Raw genomic sequence first — 17,706 nt, 5'->3', positions numbered from 1 at the left:
GACCCTCACCGTCCCGGCCCCCGCACGCGGGGCCGGGACCAGCCGTAGACCTCTTGGAGCACCACCCGTGAACAGAGTCATCGACATGCTGTGCGGCGCCGGCGGCAGCAGCACCGGCCTCGTTGAAGCCGGTTACGAACTCATCCTCGGCATCAACCACTGGCAGCTCGCCATCGACACCCACGCTGCCAACCACCCCAACGCCGACCACCTCACCATCGACATATCCGGCCTGCCCATGCGGCATCTGCCGAAGGCGGACGTGCTGTGGGCCTCCGTCATCTGCACCGAGATCAGCCCCGCGGGCGGCCGCCGACGCGAGAGCAAGCAGCTCGATCTCCTCGACCAGCTCGACGACGAGCAGAAGCACGACTGGGACGCTCTCACCAAGGAAGCGTTCGAACGCACGCGGGTGACCGCATGGTGCGTTGTACGCGCCGCCGAAGCGAAGCGGTTCAAGGCAGTCATCGTCGAGAACGTCATCGAGTTCGCGAGCGACTGGCTCCTCTTCCCGGTGTGGCTCGACGCCATGGAGAAGCTCGGCTACCGGGTCCAGATCGTGTCCGTCAGCAGCGCGCACGTCGGCGACGAGGTCAACCTGCGAGCCCCGCAGTGGCGCGACCGCCTGTACTGCGTCTTCACCCGCAAGTCCATGCGCAAGCCCGATCTGGAGCCGCGTCCCCCCGCGTACTGCCCCTCCTGCGGCGAGGATGTGCCCGCCGTCCAGAGCTGGTTCCAGAGCAATGTCCGCGTCGGTAAGTACCGCCGCGACTATGACTACCGATGCCCGCAGAGCCGGTGCGGCAGGACCGTCGTCGAGCCGTACGTAAGACCAGCTGCCGACATCATCAACTGGCAGGACATCGGCACCCGCATCGGCGACCGCAAGAAGCCCCTCGTGCCGACCACCATGGCGCGCATCGCGGCAGGGCTCGTGAAGTTCCCCCACCGTCCCAGCTCCATCACACTCACGCACGGCAGGGACGGCACCGACCGCGCCTACGCAGTCGAGGACCGCCCCCTGCCCACCCGGACCGCGAAGCAGGGTGACGCACTACTCGTGCCCACCGGCGGTAGCTGGAACACCGAACCGGCGCCGGTCGACGTGCCACTGCGCACGCGCCTCACTCGCGAGAGCGAAGCCCTCGTCACCACCAAGCCGTTCATCGTCGAGTTCCGCAGGAACTCCACCTCCAACCCGGTAACCAACCCCATGGCCGGCATCACCGCCAAGGGCAACCACCACGGCCTGGTCGTGCCCGACACCGCGCCGTCACAGGAGACCGGCCGCAACACCCTCGTCATCCCCTACCGCAAGTCATCCCCCAAGACCGCCGCCGAATCCGTACACACCTTGTCGACCCGCGACTCGGCCGCCCTCGTGCGCAGCGCGCCCGCCATCGAGGACTGCTACTTCCGGATGCTCAAGCCCCGCGAGCAGCTGCTCGGCCAGAGGTTCCCGGAGAAGTACGTCGTCTACGGCAACCAGGCCGAACAGACCATGCAGGCCGGAAACGCCGTCAGTTGCAACGTCGCGCGGTGGATCGGCGAGCGCCTCAAGCCGGTCCTGTGACCGGGGTCAAGGAGAACCATGCTCGACCTCACCAATGCCCCCTGCCGCGACCGGCCCGAACTGGCACCGGGCGCCGGAGACGAACCGCCCACCCCGCGCCTCACACGCGAGAAGTGCGGCCCGGCGCTGCGCCTGTGCGCCGCCTGCCCTCTGCGCGCGCAGTGCATCGCCCACGTACGACCACACAAGTGCGGGTTCACCGGTGTGTGCGGAGGCCGACTGTGGTTCGACGGCCAGATCATCGGCCAACTCGCCACCGCCCACCACAGCGAGCTGCCCGCCCCGGTCAACCGGAAGGCGTGCGGAAGCGCAGCCGGAGCGCGCGCCCACCGCAGAGCCGTGGAGCAGCAGTGCGACAACTGCGCCTCCTTCCACGCCCGCTACCTCGCATCCATCTCGGACACACCCGCGCTCATCGGCGGCGAACAGCTCTCGTTCGGCGACCTGACATGACCACCGGAGGACACATGCCCGCCCGCTCCGAGGAACGGACCACGCGTGAACTGCTCGGCCCGCTGGCCGCCGTCGCGCTCATATCCCAGACCCACCCCACTCTTCCCGCACCGTCGGTCGAACTCGCGACCGTCTTCACCGACAGCGGCGACCACGGCCTCGGGGTCCGACTCCACCTGCACGAACCCGCTGACGGCGTCTACGAACGCTGGGCGAACATCATCGGCAGCGACGATCCGGACTCCCACACGCGGCACACCGCCGAGGGTGAGGTCAGGCGCCGCAAGACGTACGGCTTCTACGGCACCACACCCATCGAGCTCACCGGCTACCCGCCCGCCGGGCGCGACGCGTGACGGGGCTGACAGGTTCCGGGTGGCTGCTCGGCCGCTGGCTTCTGTACTTCGACGACCGGTCGCTCGTCGTGGAGCAGCAGGCAGCTCCCTCCTGCCGGGAGTGCAGCGGCAAGGGCGCCTGGTACGAGGCCGACGGCTACGGCTCCGAAGACGGCTGCTGGGGGCTCTGCCCGTGCACCGCCCGCCTTCGGCGACTGGTCATCCCGCTCGGCCGGAGACGACCCACCCAGTACAGCGACGAACCACCCTTCTGACCCCGCCTCGAGGAACCACGTGAAACGGCCGCCCCGGACTCCGGGGCGGCCCCCACACAGGAAGAACCACGCAAGTGACACACGAAGAAGTCACACAACACCTCATGAAGGCTGTCGGCGGAGAGCAGCCGCCGGCGGACTGGTTCGACGCCATGGCGACAGCACCAGGAGCCATGCCCGGCCGCCGCTTCACTGTCGCGCTGCCGCCCAGGCTGTTGCTGCTGAACGCCAACCAGCGTCTCAACCGCTTCCAAACAGCGGACCGCACGAAGGTGCTGCGCCGGGCAGCTTGGGCCTCAGCCCAGCGCATACCGCACATGCAGCGCGCCCACATCATCGGAGTCCTGCACCCCACGAACAACCAGCGGCGCGACGCAGCCAATTGGTATCCCAGCTTCAAAGCCTGCGTCGACGGGCTGGTGGACCGCGGGATCCTTCCCGACGACGACCACACGCGGCTGCTCGGACCGGACATGCGCATCGGTCACATCGTGGACGGCAGCAGGCTTGTGCTCCACATTCGGGAGCTTGAGCCGGATACAGCCACTGACCTGCGGAAATAGCTCGAAGAATTTCCCTGGCGATCTTGACCCTCTGCCTCGTGCATATAGAATTAAAGCATCAGGGAGGGGGAAGCCCGCCCGATCGCGAAGGAGTCACCGTGGCCGGAACGTTCGCCAGCACGACCATCCTCGACCGCACTCTCCAGGTTGCTCACCTTCTGCCCGGCGAGGTGGAGGCGGTCACCCGGGTGATCAACGACGTCATGCAGACCGCATGGCTGCGCTCCGTCGAGGGCATGGACTTCGACTCCTGGAGCAGCCTGGTCCCGGATGCCGTGCTGGATGTGTTGATCGCGCTTCTCGCGCCGGTCGCCGACTCCCTCGGCAGCCGCCCCCACTCCGGAGTCGAACTCGCCTCCGTCATCAACATCTTCCTCAACCTCCACGAGCACCTCCGCCCGGCCTGACCCCGCGAGCCCCCTCGGCCGCCGGTCGACACCGTGACCGGCCGCCGAGGGATCGAGCGGTCCGGCTCGGCCATGGGCCGCCAGCGGAGGCGGCCTGGCAGCGGAACAATCAATAGGAAGGATCCTTCGATGGGTGAGCCTCATGGCGACCCTTGCGCCCCACGTGACCAAGCGGTCTGCAAGGCGAGGCGGCAACTTGCCCGTGCCTGTCTCGTCAGGCTGGCGGCCGTCGTCGCGGAGGTCGACCCGCGCGTGCAGACCATCACGATGACGAGCGCCAGTGGCATCTGGGGCCGTGACGACGGGCCGGAGATCTTTCAACTCTGGTACCTGCACGACCTGGAGGGGCGGCGTATTCACGACTTCAGCAGCCTCTATGGTCGGATCGGCCCGCTGTGGAAGTCCGTGGAGCGTTATGCGAACGAGCTGGCCATGCTGGCCAACGACCGGCGCCACCCGCCCGGTTTCTACTACGTCCACCCCCTGGTCGACGAGCGCGATCGCGCCATCCTCCTGCCCCGCAACCCGCGCGGCCCCGCCCCGCGCACCGTCGGGGAGCTCCAGTGACCGCTCTGCTCGGCGACGGTGCCGTCACGGCGCCCAGTGCTGGCGCCGTGGATGTTGGCCGTTGGTCGTCGGTCTCGACTAGTCGCTGAAAAACCCTCGCTCGCCAGGGATTTCTTTCGCTGGCGATCTTGCCCTTCCCCTAAATGCATATAAAATTAAAGCAGAGGGGAGGGTCACCTTCCCCACCCACACCCAAGGAGCGCGCACATGTCCAGACGCCGAGGCCCCGTCCACCTGACCATCCCCGCACATCACACCAGCGACGTCATCCTCATCCTGCTCACCCGCGCGCCGGACGAAGACGAGCTCCACGCCGCCCACTACCTCGTCGACAACGCCGTCACGGCCGCATGGGCGCTGCGCCCTGACGCCCTCGAACCGGTCAGCCTCGACCACTACCGCCAACTCCTCCACTACGTGGCCTACGCCGACCTGCTGGACGTCGCCCTGTTCCTGCGTGGCGACACGAAGAAGATCCGCACCCTCATGGACCACGCGACCCAGCACATGGACGACTTCACCGCCATCTACCTGGCCTGAACTGCTGCCACAACAGCGGCCAACCCGACCACACACGACCTCTTGGAGCCGGTCATGAACCCCCGATGGAACGCGTTCTTCGACAACGCCCGCCAGCAGCACGGCCTCAGCGCAGCCCAGGCGTCCCACGGCCTCGCCCAGGCCGTCCGCCACGTCGTGCGGCAGTCCAACCACCGCGCCATTACGGCCGCAGGTATCAGCCGCACCAGGTACCTCGAAATCACCGTCGCCACCGACCACTTCCGTGCGCTCTACCTCTACTCCGCCCTCACTCACGCCGGACGCGTGAGCGAGGCCATACAGGGCTGGCATGAGCAGTTGCGCAAAGAACTGATCACCGTCGCCGAAGCCCTGGCGGCCGTCCCCGAATCCGCTCCCATGGGCAACCAGGCCCTCATGTACGCCCTCACCGCCCCCTACGGCCTCAGTCGAGAGCGAGCCGACCGCGCCGTACTCCGGGTCGCATACATGCTCGGCGTCGGCTACCCCTACCGGCCGGACTGGCAGCGCGACCACACCCTGACCGACGTGCTTACCAGCGCCACAGTCGACGAACTCCGCGACATGCTCCGCCAGGCCGCCCACATCGACGCACACCACCCCGACGAACTGACCGGCCTGCTGCGCGGCAGGCGCCGCGCCCAGAACTGACCGCCGCGGCCCCGGCTCACCACCCGGGGCCGCCTGTCCCAGTGCATATCCGAACGGAGCCCAGTCGTGGAACAACTCGACCTGTTCGGCGCGGCCGAACAACCCAAGATCCCCGCCACATTCGCCGCCCGCCCGACCAGTCGCATCGCCGACCTCCCGCCGGCGCCCCCGCCCGTCACCATCAAGCCGGTGGTCTCCGAACCTCGCCGCCCGGAACCCAAGCCCACCGAAGAGACCTCGCGTAAAGCCAAACCACGCAGGTACGTGCCGACCGAGCGAAATGATCACGCCGCCGCCGTCGCCCTGGCGGAAGCGGTCAGCGCGGCATGGCACGGAGCACACGGGGGAGAAGACATCAAGATCCCCATCGGTACCGTCGCGGCCATCGCCCTGTGGCCTCTCAAAGGGCCGGACGCGCCGCTCCTTGCCGACTGGTGGCTCGCCCTCGGCGACGCCGACCTCATCACCGCATTCAGCGAATGCTGGTCGTACTGGTGGATCACGAGGCCGGACCTCATCGACAGGGCCATGCCGCTCCACGCGTGGCTCCAGGACGAGCACCCTCCACGTCGCCGAGCACAAGCGATCCGCGCCGTCGTGGAGGCGGCGATCAAGAACGGGCTGCTCCACCTGACCGGCAGTGAGAACCCGTACTTCAACGCCACCTCCGACATACTCGGCACGCTCATCACCGTCATGCGATCAGCCGGAGCAGCCAACGCCCTCGCTGAGTACCACACGCCTCCCGAAGTCAGCGAGATGATGGCTCACCTCCTCCTCGACGACATGGACGTCAAGCCGGGAATGACCTTCGATGAGCCGACAAGCGGTACCGGCGGGATGTTCCGCGCGGCGGCGCAGGTGCTGCGCCACAGCAACCTGGACCCCGCCGACTTCGTCTGGAGCATGACCGACATCGACCCTTTGGCTGCCGCCGGAGCTGCGGTCAACGCCATCCTGTGGGGACTTGGGCCGAACGTGGTCGTCGCAGGCGGAGACGTGCTGCACCAGGCCAACCCCACCGGCCAGGCCCTGAAGGAACGGCGCGAGGCGTACGAACGCCGGGACGAGCTGCGCGGGCAAGCCGCCGTCCTGGCAGCGATACGCAAGGCCGAGGCGCTGCTGGAGACGGTCGAGCATGCCACCTGACCTGCGTAAATAGTTCGCCGGGTGGGGGAGATTCTTCGCTGGCGATCTTGACTCCACCCCTAACGCATATAGAATTAAAGCACAGGAGGGACGGGGAAGTCCCCCACGACGAGAGGAACACCCATGAAGCACACCACCGGCCCCTGCCCCTGCGCCTGCAACCGCCGCGGCTTCTGCGGCGGCTGCGGACACGCCGGCTGCGGCGGCCGATAGCCAACCCCAGCTGCCCGCCCCGACAAGGGGCGGGCAGCGCACCACAACGACCTCTTGGAGACCCCATGCTCATCACCGACGCCGCCGTCCAGGAGACCGGCCACACCGTCGCCAACACCCTCGCCTGCGGATGGGCCATCGACCCCGACGCCCCCGCAGACGGCGCAGCACACCTCCTCCACCCCGACGGCCGCCGCATCGGCCTGCGCCCCATCTTCGGCGGAACCACCGTCCAACTCTGGATCACCGGCAACGCCGCCCCGCCCCCCGCCGACGACGCCGACAAGGCCGCCCACGAGACCTACCTCGCCGGACGGCTCGCCGAAGGCAGGCACTACCACGCCGCCATATCCCTCGTAGAAGACGCGGACGAGGCCAACGACGACGAGGCCAACGGCAGAGAACCCGCCGACCTCATCACCGAGGCCCTCGACGACAAGCTGCTTCCCGCCTTCGAGCAGAAGCCCTTCTACGTCGGACACCGCCCCTGGATCACCGCCTTCGACGAAGCCATGGCCGACATCACAGCCGAGCGGAACGCCACACCCGCCGAACTCAGAACCGAGGCACACGAAGACGACCCCGCCGACGACCAGGACAGCGAAGCTAACGCGCCGGTGAGCGACGAAGACGGCGACCACCAGAGCGACCGCAGCGACGACAAGGCAACGGACACCCCCGCTACCCCGGCCCAGGAAGCGCAACAGTCTGCCCCGGAGCCGAAATAGCACAGTGGCCCACCAGCACCCCCAGCCGCCGCTGCGCCGAGGGGCGCAGCGGCGGCGTACGGACGGCGTATCAGCCGCTGACGAGGAGGCTGCCGATCGGTGTCGAGGATGCGCTAGCCGTCAGCATCCAGGCGCGTGACACCCGGGCCGCGCTCGTTCAGGGCGCGGATCAGAAGGTTGCGGAGCCGGGCTGTGCTGGGCTGGTCCCGATAGTCACGCACCAGTTGGTCCAGCGTCAGCATCAGACTCTCCTCTATGTGGGACTGGAGCCTGTTGAGCGCCCTCTTCATCCGCCCGCCGTCGATGGGCTCCCCCTCCCCGCGCGTGCTGATGTCGTAGTCGACAGCGCGCGGCTTGTCACCGCGGATGACCGTCAGGGCCGTGTCCCCGTCCTGGAGAGACACCAGGACGCGTGTGTCGTAGTGGGTGACGGCATGGACGAACTCGTCCTCGTCGAGCAGCGTGAACCCGCCCAGTTCCCAGCCGACGTTGGCGGTCGCCCACACGTGATCGCCGATCCGGTAGGCGTTCACGTCGGTGAGGGACGTGCGCCGAACCTTCACCCCGCTTAGGTCCAACCAGCCGCTGGCCCATCCCGTGTGGCTGCCCTCCGGGCTGGCCCACGTGCATTCGAATCCGGGAGCGTAGGGATCGAAGAGCATGGTCCAGCGGCTGTAAGCATCGTCCGCGACGACTTCTTGCACGTCGGGCAGGTCGCACGCCGCCGCCACACGTGCCTCGTCGACGTCTGTCGGCTTAGCGAAGCGGGCGACGAGGTCGTTGAGGCTCGTCAGGTGTACGAACCGGCCCTCGATGCCGTCGAGGTCCTGATCCATGGGGTACGGGTAGCCAGAGACACCGTCGGTGAAGTCCTTGTGGTTCTCGCTGACGAAGTACACCGTCTCGTCCGGGTGCTCCCGGGCGTACTCAACGGCTGTGAGCCAGATCGCCGCGTCCCGGCCGCCGATCTTCACCGGCTTGGCGTTCTTGGACCCGTCGGTCTTCAGCTTGCACGGCGGAAGGACGTTGGCCTCCCGCATCATCGCCTTTTGCATGGCGGCGAGGCTGGTCGGGAGGACCGTCACGATTTCACCCCACTGCTGGCGCCAGTGCTCCCGGACGCCCTCCGGGTCAAGGGCCCCAACCTTGGGCACGTCCCAGGGACTGGCTTTCTCCAGGGCCTCCAGGGCCCGGATGGCCGTCTCTGACGCCGCGAGGTACTCGATGGACTTCTGTGCAGCCAGTTCCTCCATCGCGATCCAGGGGACAGCGACGCGTTCGACGCCTGACCGACGGATGGTGCGCAGGAGGTCGGCGCTGCTGGAGCGCAGGCCGGCGCTCCGGATAGTGCAGGTATCGAGAATGATCAAGGTCGGCTCCACGTGCAGTTCCAATACACATAAGCATCGCAAGAAGCGGCGGCGTGAGGAGAGCGTTTTTGCCGTCGGCCGTCGCTGCCGGAAGGGCGCAGCTGCGAGGGGGAGCGCCAGCGGCTGCGGGGAGTGCACCCATGCGCGCCTCCCAGGCACGGGCGTGGGCATAACCGGGGCGCCCCGCGCGGAGCAGCTGAGCTGCCGTCGAACGGAGGGACCCGATAGTCTGAGGAACACACGTCTGGCCTGCGCAAACGGCCAAGAGGCTCCGCCCCGGTCAAGGGGTCGGAGCCTCTTCGCGTCGGTAAGGCACTCCGCTGCGCACGAGTCGCTATCCACCCCGGTGAGCTGGCATGACTGATGGGATGGCAGCTCCAGCGTCCCCCCGTGGGCCCACTCAGGGGACAGCGAGGGGACACAAGGACCGACTTAGACCGCGAAGGATCTACAAAGGCCAATCACAGGAATGCCCTCTGACCTGGGAAAACGGCGAAGATCAGGCAACAGCGACAAGGGCCGACACAATCACCAAAGGACTCATAATCCGTCGGCCGTGGGTTCGAGTCCCACCCGCCCCACTCCCTGCAGTCCCTGCAGAAACGTTTCACGCTGCGTGAACGCGCCGTGGACGGGCTGCGGGAACGTCGAAGGCCCCCACTCTCGTGGGGGCCTTTCTGCTGCGGTACGGGGCCGTCAGCCGGTGCAGCCCGGGACGCTTCCGGGCGGACGGCAGTTTCCGCCGGTGTTGGCGGTGACGCTCGTGTTGAGGAGGTGTCCCGGCGTTGAGGATGCCGCCGTCTCCGGTCGTCGCCCGGCTGAGCCGATCGATTCCGGATTCACCCCTCCGTCGCGATGCCGTCGACGAGGGCGCCATGTTTGCGTGACGCGTGCCTGCGCAGGGTGGGAGGAACAGCGCGCTGATGGTTGCTGGGCGCGGGCATACCCGGTCCTGGCGGAGGACGGACAAGCATGAGACGGACACGCATGAGAATCGCTCTGTTCATCACCTGCTTCAACGACACGATGTTTCCGGATACGGGAAAGGCGGTGGTCTCGCTCCTTGAGCGCCTGGGCCACACCGTCGAGTTCCCGCAGGCCCAGGCCTGCTGCGGCCAGATGCACTTCAACACCGGCTACCGCCCCGAGACGCTCCCGATGGTCCGCCGCTTCGCCGACGTCTTCGCGCAGGGCGAGTACGACGCCGTGGTCGCCCCCTCCGGATCGTGCGTCGGGATGGTTCGCGACTACCACCGCGTCGTCGCGGAGCAGTACGGCGACAGCGCGCTCGTCGAGCAAGTGGAAGCGGTGACCCCCAAGGTGTACGAGCTGTCCGAGCTGCTCGTCGACGTACTCGGCGTCACCGACGTCGGCGCACACTTCCCGCACCGCGTCACCTACCACCCCACCTGCCACAGCCTGCGCATGCTCCGCGTCGGTGACCGCCCGCTCCAGCTCCTGCGCGCGGTCAGCGGCATCGACCTGGTCGAGCTGCCCGCCGCCGACAGCTGCTGCGGCTTCGGCGGTACGTTCGCGCTCAAGAACGCCGACACCTCGAACGCCATGCTCGCCGACAAGATGCGCGCCGTACTCGACACCCGCGCCGACGTCCTGACGGCAGGCGACAACTCCTGCCTCATGCACATCGGCGGCGGCCTGAACCGGCTGCGTACGGGCGTAGGCACCCGCCACCTCGCCGAAATCCTCGCCTCGACGGAAGGGACGACCGGACCGTGACCGACAGCAACAACGTCGTCTGGCTCGGCGCCCCGTCCTTCCCGGACGCCGCCCGCGAGGCCCTCGCCGACACCCAGCTGCGCACCAACCTGCGCAAGGCCACCGGCACCATCCGCGACAAACGGCTCGCCGTCACCGCCGAACTCGACGACTGGGAGCAGCTGCGCACTGCGGGCAAGGCCCTCAAGCGCCGCACCCTCCGCCACCTCGACCACCACCTCGTGCGTCTGGAGGAGGCCGTCACGAAAGCGGGCGGCCAGGTCCACTGGGCGGCCGACGCCGCCGAGGCGAACCGCATCGTCACCGCCCTGGTCAAAGCGACGGGCCAGACCGAGGTCGTCAAGGTCAAGTCCATGGTCACCCAGGAGATCGCACTCAACGAAGCCCTCGCCGAGGAAGGCGTCTCCGCGTACGAGACCGATCTCGCCGAGCTCATCGTGCAGCTCGGCGACGACCGCCCCTCCCACATCCTCGTCCCCGCCATCCACCGCAACCGGGCCGAGATCCGCGACATCTTCCGGCGCGAAATGGGGAAGTGGGGGCGACCCGCCCCCGAAGGCCTCACCGACCGCCCCCGCGACCTCGCAGAGGCCGCGCGCCTTCATCTGCGCGAGAAGTTCCTGCGCGCCAAGGTCGCCGTCTCCGGCGCCAATTTCGCCGCCGCCGACACCGGCACGGTCGGCGTCGTCGAGTCCGAGGGCAACGGCCGGATGTGCCTCACGCTGCCCGAGACGCTGATCACCGTCATGGGGATCGAGAAGGTGCTGCCGTCCTTCGAGGATCTGGAGGTCTTTCTCCAGTTGCTGCCGCGCTCGTCGACGGGCGAGCGCATGAACCCGTACACCAGCATGTGGACGGGCACGACCGAAGGCGACGGGCCGCAGGACTTCCACCTCGTCCTGCTCGACAACGGCCGTACGGCCACGCTGAAGGACACCGTCGGCCGCCAGGCACTCGCCTGCATCCGCTGCTCGGCCTGCCTCAATGTCTGCCCGGTGTACGAGCGGACCGGCGGCCACGCCTACGGATCGGTCTACCCCGGCCCGATCGGCGCCGTCCTGACCCCGCAGCTCGTCGGCGTCGAGCACGCCGAGTCGCTGCCGTTCGCCTCGACGCTGTGCGGAGCCTGCTACGACGCCTGCCCGGTGAAGATCAATATCCCGGAGGTGCTGGTGCATCTGCGGGCGGAGGTGGTGGAGGCCAAGCGTGCCAAGGGCCGGGTCCCGACCCCGGAAGCCCTGGTCATGAAGGCCGCCGCGTCCGTGCTCTCCTCGCCCGTCAAACTGTCCGCCGTCCAGCGCCTCGCGCACCCCGCCGCCCGCCTGGTCTCCCGGCGCGGAACCATCGGCAACCTGCCCGGGCCACTCGGCCGCTGGACGCGGACCCGTGACACAGCCGTGCCGCCGAAGGAATCGCTGCGGGCGTGGTGGCGCCGGACGCGCGGCGGAAGGGAAGGTTCCAAGTGACCACGCGCGACACCGTTCTGGGCAGGATCCGGGCGGCCCTCGCCGACGTACCGGCGTCCGAGGGCCCCGACGACGTACCCGTACCGCGCGACTACCGCCGCTCGCACGCCGAGCCGGACGCGGTGGCGCAGTTCGCCGCGCGCGTCGCGGACTACCGGGCGACGGTGACGCGTACGACCGACGCCGACGCCCGCGTGACCGTCGCCGCCCGCCTGGCCGCGCGCGGCCTGCGCACCCTCGTCGTCCCGGACGGCTTCCCGGCCGGGCTGCTTCCCGAGGGCGGCGGATGGACGGTACTGCGGGACGAGCCACCGCTGTCGGTGGCCGAACTCGACGCGGCGGAGGGCGTGTTGACGACGGCAGCGCTCGGGATCGCGGTAACCGGCACGATCGTCCTCGACGCGGGGCCGGGCCAGGGCCGCAGGGCTCTCACGCTCCTCCCGGACTACCACCTGTGCGTCGTACGGGAGGACCAGATCGCCGGCGACGTTCCCGAGGCACTCGGGCGCGTCGACGCGAGGGCGCCGCTGACCTGGATTTCCGGGCCTTCCGCTACGAGCGACATCGAACTCGACCGCGTGGAGGGCGTGCACGGTCCGCGCACCCTCGACGTCATCGTCGTAGGGGGCGAGTAGGGGAAAGAGAGGCCGCTAACCGCCCAGCGCCCGCTTCATCACCTTGCCCATGTCGTTGCGAGGCAGCGACTCCAGCAGGCGGACCGCGCGCGGGCGCTTGTGCGGGGCCAGTTGCGCCGCCACATGGTCGGCCAATTCCTGCTCCGAGGGCGGAGACCCGGGGTCCGTCGCCACGATCCACGCCACCACACGCTCGCCCAAGTCCTCGTCCGGCTCACCCGTCACTGCCGCTTCCCGCACCCCCGGATGCTCCAGCAGCGCGTTCTCGACCTCGCCCGCACCGATCTTGTAACCGCCGCTCTTGATCAGGTCCGTGGCCTTGCGCCCCACGATGCGTACGTGGCCGTCGGCGTCCCTGGTCGCCATGTCGCCCGTACGGAACCAGCTGCCGTCGAAGGCCGCCTCCGTGGCATCGGGCCGGTTCAGGTACTCCGTGAAGAGGTTCGGGCCGCGCACCTGGATCTCGCCGATGGTCTCGCCGTCGTACGCCGTGATGTCCGCGCCCGCTTCGTCGACCAGCCGCAGTTCCACGCCCGGGAGCGGGACGCCGACCGTGCCCGCGCGCGACTCGCCGTCGGGCCCGGCGCTCGCCGGAGTGGAGGAGCACAGCATCAGGGTCTCGGTCATGCCGTACCGCTCGACGACCCGGCGGCCGGTCGCCGCCGCGATCCGCTCGTGGTCGTGCAGGGGCAGCGCCGCCGACCCGGAAACCAGCAGCCGCGCCCCCGCCAGCGCCTTCGCCAACTCACGGTCGTCGTCCAGCGCTTCGGCCAGCCGGTGGTACATCGTCGGCACGCCGAAGAGCATCGTGGCGCCCGCCGAGAGCTCCCGCGTGACACCCGCCACGTCGAACCTGCCCAGGTGACGCACCTCGCCGCCGCGCCGCAGCGGGCCCAGGATGCCCAGGATCAGCCCGTGTACGTGGAACAGCGGCAGCCCGTGCACCAGCACGTCGTCCGCCGTCCACTCCCAGGCGTCCTCCAGCGCGTCCAGCGTCGCCGCTATGGCGCGGCGCGGCAGGACCGCGCCCTTCGGCGGGCCCGTCGTGCCCGAGGTGTAGACGATCAGGGCAGGGGATTCGGTCGGCGGCTCGTCCGGCAGGGGCGCCGGTGAACCGTCCGCCACCGTGTCGACGTCGATACGCCGCAACCTGCCCAGTGCCATGGGAAGTTCGTAGCCGGGCGCGGTCAGCACCACCGACGGCGCACTGTCCGCCACGATGTGCGCGAGCTCCCGCTCCCCGGTCTTCGGGTTGAGCGGCACGGCGGGCACCCCGGCCAGCAGCGCCGCGACCACCCCCACCGCCGTCTCCAGACTCGGCGTGGCCCAGACGGCGACCCGCCCGGCACCGGCGATACGGGCCGCCAGGCTGCTCGCGAGCGAGGCCAGTCCGGCGTACGTCAGCGTGCGGTCGCCGAACCGCAGAGCCGTCCGGTCGGAGCCTGAGCGGAGGGCGGGAAAGAGGGCGGGAGACGGGGCGGGAACCGAGGAGGTAGCCATGCGTCGACCCTACGGCCCGCCTTCGGCGAACGCACCAGGACATCCCCGGCATAGCGGCATCCCCGTCACAGCGCCGCCTCCCACCTGAAGGTCGTCCCGCCCTCCCCCTCCCCCTCACCCTCATCCCCGTCCTCCCGCCGCCCATCGTCCGTGACCACAAGCCGCACCACCCCCTCCCGCACCTCGACCGTCACCTCCACCGCCGTCACCCCCACCCGCCGGTGCGCCGCCGCCAAAGCGCCGCGCAGGGCGGTCAGCAGCCGACGGGCCACCGGTGCCGTCACCAGCGCGTCCACCGCGCCCACGAAGTGCACCGACGGCTGGAAGCCCAGCAGCGCCGCCGCGCCCGACGTCTCGCGCAGGACACGGCCCCGGAAGGTGGACGGCGCTTCCGCCGGTGGCTGTTGGAGGGCGAAGATCGTCGTCCGTACCTCCTGAATGGTCGAGTCGAGTTCGTCGATTGCCGCGCCCAGCAGCTCGTCCATATCGGCTGCGGCGGCCCGCCGCCGGGTGGACTCCAGCATCATCTCGGTGGCGAACAGCCGCTGTACGACGAGATCGTGCAGGTCACGTGCGATCCGGTCGCGGTCCTCGAAGACCGCGAGCCGCTCCCGGTCGTGCCTGCTGTCCGCGAGGACCAGCGCGAGCGCCGCCTGCGAAGCGAACTGCGAGGCGAGCAGCCGGTCGACCGCCGTGTACGGGACGCCGCCGCGCCGCCGCGGCAGGGCGAGCGTGCCGATCAGCTTGCCGCCGCTCTGCAGCGGCAGCATCATGCTCGGGCCGAATCGTGAGCGTACGTGCGTGGTCATCCGGGCATCGGTCGCCGAGTCCTCGATGAACACCGGTTCCCCGCCCAGTAGTTGTTCCAGAACCGGACTGCCGGCCTCGATGACCGTGCCGATGAGATCGGCCGGGTCGTCGAGCGTGGAGGCCGCGACGATCTCCATGCCGCCGTCCGCGGTGGGCTGGAGGACGACGCCCGCCGAGGCGTCGGCGAGGATACGGGCCCGTTCGGCCACCGTGTTCAGCGCGTCGGTGGCACTCTCGCCGGTGAGGAGGGCGGTGGTGACGGCGTCTGCCCCCTCGATCCAGCGCTCCCGCCGGCGGGCCGTCTCGTACAGGCGGGCGTTGCCGATCGCGATGCCCGCCTGCGAGGCGAGGACGCGCAGCATTGCCAGGTCTTCGGTAGTGAACCCCCAGTACGGGGGAGCTTCCCCGCCCTGCTCGCCGCCCCTGCTCCCGCTCCGCCTTTCGCCCCGCCTTCCGCTCCGCTCCCCGCCCTGCTTCTCCGTCAGATAGAGGTTGCCGAAGACCTGCGTGTGCACCTGGATCGGCACCCCGACGAAGGAATGCATCTCGGGGTGCCCCGGCGGCACACCCGACGAGCGAACGTCGGCCGCGATGTCGGGGACGAGCAGCGGCCGGGGTTCCTGGATGAGGTGGCCGATCAGGCCGGTACGCCCGTCGGGGAGTCGTCCGATGCGGGCCCGCGTGTCCTCGTCGATGCCCGAGGTGAACAGCTCCGTGACACCACCGCGTTCGGGATCCACCACCCCGAGCGCGCCGTACCGCGCCCCGGCCAGCTCGGTCGCGGTGTCCACGATGTGCTGGAGGGTGGTGCGCAGTTCGACCTCCGTGGCAACGTTCAGCACGGCTTCCAGCAGCATCGGCAGCCGGGGCGCCACGCTGCCCGCACCTTCCGGATTCACGTGAGCCGCAGCCGCGCTGTCCTATTCCGCATGCGGCTTCCCCGTTCAGCCGCTGATGGGTTCGAGGACGAGCGGCTGGATCTTGCCCTCCAGCATCGCCCCGAGCCCGAGTACGGAGCAGATGTCGGGCCGCTCCGCGATGTGCACCGGCATGCCCGTCGCGTCGCGCAGCATCTGGTCGAGGCCCGGCAGCAGTGCGCTGCCGCCGACCATCATGATTCCGCGGTCGGCGAGGTCGGCGACGAGATCCGGCGGGCAGTCGCGCAGCACCTTTCCGATGCCGTCGAGCACGCCCGTGAGCGGGGTGTGGATCGCCTGGCGCACGGCGGCGGTGTCGACGAGTACGGAGCGGGCGAGTCCGGTGGCCACGTCCCGGCCGTGGATCTCGGTGGATGCCGGGCCGTCCGCGGTCAGCCCGTTGCCGCTGAGTGCCAGCTGGAGGGGGCGTACGGACTGACTCGGCAGCATCAGTTCGTGCTGGTGGCGCAGGTGCTGGATCACCGCGTGGTCGATGGCGTTGCCGCCGATCGGGATGCGCTGGGCGGTGACGATCGAGCCGAGCGAGAGCACCGCGACCTGGGTGGTCGCCGCCCCGCACACCATGATCATGGTGGCCGACGGCTGCTCCACGGGCAGCCCGCAGCCGACGGCCGCGGCGATGAGGGTGTCGACGAGCTCGACGCGGCGCGCACCGAGCCCGATCAGGGTTTCGACGGCGGCGCGCTGGGCGAGCGGGTCGCTGTCGTGCGGGGTGCAGGCGGCGGCGCGCAGCCGCGGTTTGCGGCGGAGCTGGCGGCGCAGCTTCTCGCCGATCAGCTGGCGCAGCATGCGCTGGGCCATTTCGATGTCGACCACGGTGCCGCCGGATACGGGGCGTACGACGCGGATGTAGTCGGGCGTGCGGCCGGTCATCTTCTCGGCGAAGGCACCGACGGCGATGAGCGCGCCGGTACGGGTGTTCACGGCGGCCACACTCGGCTCGTCGACGACGAGCCCGGCCCCCTTCACGAATACCCGGGTCCTCGCGGCCCCGAGGTCGACGGCGATATGGCAACGGCGCAACTGCTCAAGGCTGACGGTCACGGCAGATTCTTCTCCCGAGAGCGCTGACGGACCGACGGACGACGGTCCTCTTAGCATCGTGCGCGGGCCGCGTGCCGTGCGCGCGCTGGGCTGAGCCGGTCGGGGTACGAGCTGACGCCTTGCCAGGAACGGGGTCTCGGGGTGTTACGAGCCGTCAGGAAACTGCACGCGCTGCAACAGCCCCCAGGTGAACTCCGCCACGCATGCCCTCCCGTCGGGCAGCGTCATCCCCAGCCGCCACCGGGTCGGCGCAGAGCCCTCCATCGGGCGAACCGGCGCGAAGGCACGGGCCACCTCGTCGACGGTGCACGACCAGGGGCGCAGGTCGTCGGCCGTACACAGCTCGGGCCCCGGGGCCCCTGGGGCACGCACCAGCCACTCGTTCCAGACGGCGCCGCCCGGCGCGGTCAGTACTTCGAAGCGCAGGTCGGGCCAGAGCGGTACGGGCCAGGTCAGCGCGTCGCACTCCAGGTCGCCGATCCGGCGGCGTACGGACGTCTCGGGCGGCCCGAGGACCGACCGGTAACGCGCCACGGTCCCGCGCGCACGCGACGACCGGACCATGGCCTGCCACCGGCGATTGGCCTCGCGCATCTCCGCGAGCGTGACGCTCAGCTCGCGCCGGGCGTCCTCGACCAGGCCGGGCTGGTGGTCGGCCATCCGGCGCAGCAGCACGAGCTGGAAGTCGAGCGGCCCGAAGGGATGCGTGCCCGTATGCATACGTCCATCCTGCCTTGCCCCTCTGACACGCC

Annotated in this window: 19 protein-coding genes; 14 read left to right on the top strand and 5 right to left on the bottom strand. The window is 69.5% G+C overall.

Features of this window, described 5'->3' with window-relative positions; translation table 11 throughout:
• Positions 1 to 67: 67 nt before the first annotated feature.
• The 11 genes from PXH83_RS07425 (at position 68) to PXH83_RS07375 (ending at position 7,454) form a co-directional block, all read left to right on the top strand.
• Positions 68 to 1,573: a DNA cytosine methyltransferase gene (locus tag PXH83_RS07425; RefSeq protein ID WP_274558005.1), complete on the top strand. Its 1,506-nt coding sequence runs from the start codon at positions 68 to 70 to the stop codon at positions 1,571 to 1,573.
• Positions 1,574 to 1,591: 18 nt separating this feature from the next.
• Positions 1,592 to 2,026 carry a hypothetical protein gene (locus PXH83_RS07420; RefSeq protein WP_274558002.1) on the top strand — a complete coding sequence of 145 codons (435 nt, stop codon included), beginning with the start codon at positions 1,592 to 1,594 and terminating at the stop codon, positions 2,024 to 2,026.
• Positions 2,027 to 2,040: 14 nt separating this feature from the next.
• Positions 2,041 to 2,382: a hypothetical protein gene (locus tag PXH83_RS07415; protein WP_274558001.1), complete on the top strand. Its 342-nt coding sequence runs from the start codon at positions 2,041 to 2,043 to the stop codon at positions 2,380 to 2,382.
• The gene (locus tag PXH83_RS07410; RefSeq protein ID WP_274558000.1) at positions 2,379 to 2,636 is read left to right on the top strand and encodes a hypothetical protein; all 258 of its coding nucleotides are present in this window, start codon (positions 2,379 to 2,381) and stop codon (positions 2,634 to 2,636) included. Before PXH83_RS07415 ends, PXH83_RS07410 begins: the two co-directional genes overlap by 4 nt.
• Positions 2,637 to 2,740: 104 nt before the next feature.
• Positions 2,741 to 3,199, top strand: a complete 459-nt coding sequence (locus PXH83_RS07405; protein ID WP_274557999.1) for a hypothetical protein — start codon at positions 2,741 to 2,743, stop codon at positions 3,197 to 3,199.
• A 98-nt stretch (positions 3,200 to 3,297) separates the two neighbouring features.
• The gene (locus PXH83_RS07400) at positions 3,298 to 3,606 is read left to right on the top strand and encodes a hypothetical protein (protein ID WP_274557997.1); all 309 of its coding nucleotides are present in this window, start codon (positions 3,298 to 3,300) and stop codon (positions 3,604 to 3,606) included.
• Positions 3,607 to 3,735: 129 nt separating this feature from the next.
• A complete protein-coding gene (locus PXH83_RS07395; RefSeq protein WP_274557994.1) occupies positions 3,736 to 4,173 on the top strand; it encodes a hypothetical protein in 438 nt (145 codons plus the stop codon).
• Between the two features lie 207 nt (positions 4,174 to 4,380).
• Positions 4,381 to 4,713, top strand: coding sequence for a hypothetical protein (locus PXH83_RS07390; RefSeq protein ID WP_274557992.1), 333 nt, complete (start codon positions 4,381 to 4,383; stop codon positions 4,711 to 4,713).
• 54 nt (positions 4,714 to 4,767) lie between these two features.
• Entirely contained in the window at positions 4,768 to 5,364 is a 597-nt protein-coding gene (locus PXH83_RS07385) for a hypothetical protein (protein ID WP_274557989.1), read from the top strand.
• A 66-nt stretch (positions 5,365 to 5,430) separates the two neighbouring features.
• The gene (locus PXH83_RS07380) at positions 5,431 to 6,513 is read left to right on the top strand and encodes an N-6 DNA methylase (protein ID WP_274557987.1); all 1,083 of its coding nucleotides are present in this window, start codon (positions 5,431 to 5,433) and stop codon (positions 6,511 to 6,513) included.
• 278 nt (positions 6,514 to 6,791) lie between these two features.
• Positions 6,792 to 7,454 (top strand): hypothetical protein, encoded by a 663-nt coding sequence (locus PXH83_RS07375; protein WP_274557984.1) that lies wholly within the window; start codon positions 6,792 to 6,794, stop codon positions 7,452 to 7,454.
• A 113-nt stretch (positions 7,455 to 7,567) separates the two neighbouring features.
• Here PXH83_RS07375 and PXH83_RS07370 read toward each other — a convergent pair whose 3' ends face one another.
• Positions 7,568 to 8,824 carry a PIN domain-containing protein gene (locus tag PXH83_RS07370; RefSeq protein WP_274557982.1) on the bottom strand — a complete coding sequence of 419 codons (1,257 nt, stop codon included), beginning with the start codon at positions 8,822 to 8,824 and terminating at the stop codon, positions 7,568 to 7,570.
• A gap of 987 nt (positions 8,825 to 9,811) precedes the next feature.
• Between PXH83_RS07370 and PXH83_RS07365 the strand changes: the two genes are divergently transcribed.
• From PXH83_RS07365 to PXH83_RS07355, 3 genes are read left to right on the top strand one after another with little or no spacing between them, the layout of a single operon-like run.
• Positions 9,812 to 10,561, top strand: a complete 750-nt coding sequence (locus tag PXH83_RS07365; protein WP_274557980.1) for a (Fe-S)-binding protein — start codon at positions 9,812 to 9,814, stop codon at positions 10,559 to 10,561.
• A complete protein-coding gene (locus PXH83_RS07360) occupies positions 10,558 to 12,027 on the top strand; it encodes a LutB/LldF family L-lactate oxidation iron-sulfur protein (RefSeq protein ID WP_274557978.1) in 1,470 nt (489 codons plus the stop codon). The genes PXH83_RS07365 and PXH83_RS07360 overlap by 4 nt, the downstream gene beginning before the upstream one ends.
• Entirely contained in the window at positions 12,024 to 12,662 is a 639-nt protein-coding gene (locus PXH83_RS07355) for a LutC/YkgG family protein (RefSeq protein ID WP_274557976.1), read from the top strand. The genes PXH83_RS07360 and PXH83_RS07355 overlap by 4 nt, the downstream gene beginning before the upstream one ends.
• 15 nt (positions 12,663 to 12,677) lie before the next feature.
• On the opposite strand, the gene PXH83_RS07350 is transcribed toward PXH83_RS07355, so the two are convergent.
• The 4 genes from PXH83_RS07350 to PXH83_RS07335 all read right to left on the bottom strand — a co-directional run bounded on the left by PXH83_RS07350 (position 12,678) and on the right by PXH83_RS07335 (position 17,674).
• The gene (locus PXH83_RS07350) at positions 12,678 to 14,162 is read right to left on the bottom strand and encodes an acyl-CoA synthetase (RefSeq protein ID WP_274557974.1); all 1,485 of its coding nucleotides are present in this window, start codon (positions 14,160 to 14,162) and stop codon (positions 12,678 to 12,680) included.
• A 65-nt stretch (positions 14,163 to 14,227) separates the two neighbouring features.
• On the bottom strand, positions 14,228 to 15,829 hold the full coding sequence (locus tag PXH83_RS07345; RefSeq protein WP_274562713.1) for a GAF domain-containing sensor histidine kinase: 1,602 nt from the start codon (positions 15,827 to 15,829) through the stop codon (positions 14,228 to 14,230).
• Positions 15,830 to 15,916: 87 nt separating this feature from the next.
• Positions 15,917 to 16,954, bottom strand: coding sequence for a rod shape-determining protein (gene mreB / locus PXH83_RS07340; RefSeq protein WP_274557972.1), 1,038 nt, complete (start codon positions 16,952 to 16,954; stop codon positions 15,917 to 15,919).
• A gap of 144 nt (positions 16,955 to 17,098) precedes the next feature.
• Positions 17,099 to 17,674 (bottom strand): hypothetical protein, encoded by a 576-nt coding sequence (locus PXH83_RS07335; protein WP_274557970.1) that lies wholly within the window; start codon positions 17,672 to 17,674, stop codon positions 17,099 to 17,101.
• Positions 17,675 to 17,706 lie beyond the last annotated feature (32 nt).

Source organism: Streptomyces spiramyceticus, from assembly GCF_028807635.1.
GTDB lineage: Bacteria > Actinomycetota > Actinomycetes > Streptomycetales > Streptomycetaceae > Streptomyces > Streptomyces spiramyceticus.
The sequence above is the reverse complement of the archived record's forward strand: the minus strand, read 5'-3'. Positions and strand labels throughout refer to the sequence as shown.